The 2,643-nt window shown below is 65.1% G+C and carries 2 protein-coding genes; both read left to right on the top strand.

Translation table 11 applies throughout. The features are described from left to right. Positions 1–190: 190 nt before the first annotated feature. Positions 191–1,729, top strand: a complete 1,539-nt coding sequence (gene istA / locus AWC12_RS19385) for an IS21 family transposase (protein WP_085176395.1) — start codon at positions 191–193, stop codon at positions 1,727–1,729. Positions 1,730–1,791: 62 nt separating this feature from the next. Beyond that, complete coding sequence (gene istB, locus AWC12_RS19380) at positions 1,792–2,547, top strand: IS21-like element helper ATPase IstB (RefSeq protein ID WP_085176393.1); 756 nt, start codon at positions 1,792–1,794, stop codon at positions 2,545–2,547. The last annotated feature ends 96 nt before the right edge of the window (positions 2,548–2,643 follow it).

Here is a 2,643-nt window from a genome sequence, read left to right as displayed (position 1 = left end):
TGTCAGCAGTCACGTAATTCCCCAGGTATGAGGGGTTGTCCGTCACGTAATTCCTCACCCGCCGTCACGTAATTCCCCACCCCTTGGGGCGTGTCCGGTCGGGGTTGGGGTGCTGCTCAGGTTCGCTCCGTTCAGGTGCCCCGCCCGGGGCCTTGGAAGGGGCCTTGAGTTGGCGAGGAGATCGTGGAACGTGACCGACTTCGTGGAGATGTTCCGGCACTGGCATGCCGGCCGATCCCAGGTGCAGATCTATGACGCGCTGGGTATTGACCGCAAAACCATCCGCAAATACGTGGCGCCGGCCATCGCCGAAGGCCTCGCGCCGGCGCCGCAGGAGCTCTTTGATGAGCAGTTGTGGCGGGAACGGATCAGGCGATGGTTCCCGGAGCTGATCGACCCGAGCGTGCGGGCGCTGACCTGGGAACAGATCGCGGTGCACCGCGACTGGATCGCCGAGCAGCTGGATGTGCCGGTGACGGTGGCCACGATCGCCCAACGCCTGCGCGATGACCGTCGTGTCGCGGTCTCTGAATCTACGGTACGGCGTTATATCGCAACGACATTCGCAGAGCAACATTTCGAGGAGAAAGTCACGGTGCCGCGCGGCGCGGTCGATCCGGGCAGCGAAGCGCAGATCGATTACGGCAAGTTGGGGATGTGGCTTGATCCCGCGACGGGCCGCCGGGTCGCGGTCTGGGTGTTCGCGATGATTCTGTCGTGCTCCCGCGCCCTGTTCATCCAACCGGTGTTGAGGATGGATCAACGCTCGTGGAACGCCTCGCACGTCGCGGCGTTCGAGTTCTTCGGCGGTGTCCCGGCCCGACTGGTCTGTGACAACCTCAAGACCGGGGTGATCCGCCCGGATCTGTATGACCCGCTGATCAACCTTGCTTACGGGGAATTGGCAGCGTTCTACGGGTCCTTGATCGACCCCGCGCGGGCCAACAAACCCAAAGACAAACCGCGCGTCGAGCGACCCATGCCCTACATCCGGGACTCGTTCTGGGCCGGTCGGCAGTTCGAGTCGCTGAGCCAGATGCAACGCGAGGGGCTGCGTTGGTCGACCGAGGTCTACGGGCTGCACAAGCACCGCGGACTCGACGGCGCCACCCCCAGGTCGGTATTCGACGCTGTGGAGCGCGACGCGTTGATGCCGTTGCCGCGCAGACCATTTGAACCGGTCGCCTACACCGTCGGCACGGTGGCGCCAGATTGCCACGTGAAGTCCGGGAAGGCGTTCTACTCGGTGCCGTGGCGGTTGCTGGGGCAGAAGGTCACCGTCCGCGCCGCCGGCGATGTGGTGCAGATCTTCCACCACGATGCGGTGGTGGCCACCCACGTCCTGCATCTGTCCGGGCGGTCGACGAACTTCGAGCACTACCCACCGCACAAGGTCGCCCACACCCTGCGCACGGTGACCTGGTGCCGCAGCCAGGCCGAGCAGATCGGACCCGGTGCGGTGGCGATCGTGGCCGAACTCTCCGAGATCAACGCCATCCACCGGCTGCGCGCCATCCAGGGCATCATCGCGCTGCGTGACCGCTACGGCGCCGGGCGGTTGGACGCCGCCTGCACCCGGGCCCTGGAGGTGGGTGATCCGCGGTATCGGACCGTCAAAGGCATCCTGGCCGCCGGCACCGAGGCCGGTGACACGGCCACGGCTGCCTCACCCATCCCGCCGGCGCTGCTACGCGGCCCCGACGCCTTCAACACTGAACGCACCGCCTAACGCGTGCGAGGAGTGCCGCATTCATATTCTGCTGCAACCACATTCGACCTGAGGAATCTATCGTGACTATTCATGACCCGAGCCTGCGGGCTGCTTTGAAGACCCTGAAACTGACCGGCATGCTCGACACCCTCGACGCCCGGCTGGCGCAAACCCGCGACGGCAAACTCGGGCATCTGGAGTTCCTGCAAGTGCTCTGCGAAGACGAGATCGGCCGCCGCGAATCAGCCGCGCTGGCGCGGCGGGTCCGCCGTGCCTGCTTCGAGCAACCCAACACCTTCGACGACTTCGACTTCACCGTCAGCCCGAAACTTCCGGCGGCGATGTTGCGTGACCTGGCCGCGCTGCGGTGGCTCGATGCCGGGGAGTCAGTGATCCTCTACGGCCCGGTTGGGGTCGGCAAAACCCATGTGGCACAAGCACTTGGCCATCAAGTCGCTCGCCGCGGCGGCGACATCCGCTTCGTCAAATGCTCACGGATGCTCGCCGATCTGGCCGGCGGCCATGCCGACCGCACCATCGGCCAACGGATGCGCGAATACACCCGACCCCTGGTCCTGATCGTCGACGACTTCGCGATGCGCGAGCACACCCCCACCCAAAGCGATGATCTCTACGACCTGGTCTCTGACCGGGCCATCGCCGGCAAACCGTTGATCCTGACCAGCAACCGCGCCCCCAAAGATTGGTATCCGCTGTTCCCGAACCCGGTCGTCGCCGAATCGCTGCTCGACCGGCTGATCAACACCAGCCACCAAGTCCTGATGGACGGACCGTCCTACAGACCCCGGAAACGGCCCGGACCCGTCACCACCTGACAACCCCGAAAATCACCCGCTATCCTCGCCACAGCAGGGCCCGAACATGAGGAATTACGTGACGGCAGCCCCTGGGGAATTACGTGACCGTCGGCA

Origin of the sequence: Mycolicibacterium iranicum, assembly GCF_002101705.1 — a bacterium.
In the GTDB taxonomy this organism is placed as follows: Bacteria; Actinomycetota; Actinomycetes; order Mycobacteriales; family Mycobacteriaceae; genus Mycobacterium; species Mycobacterium iranicum.
Note: the sequence above shows the minus strand (reverse complement) of the source record. Positions and strands in the feature narration are given on the sequence as shown.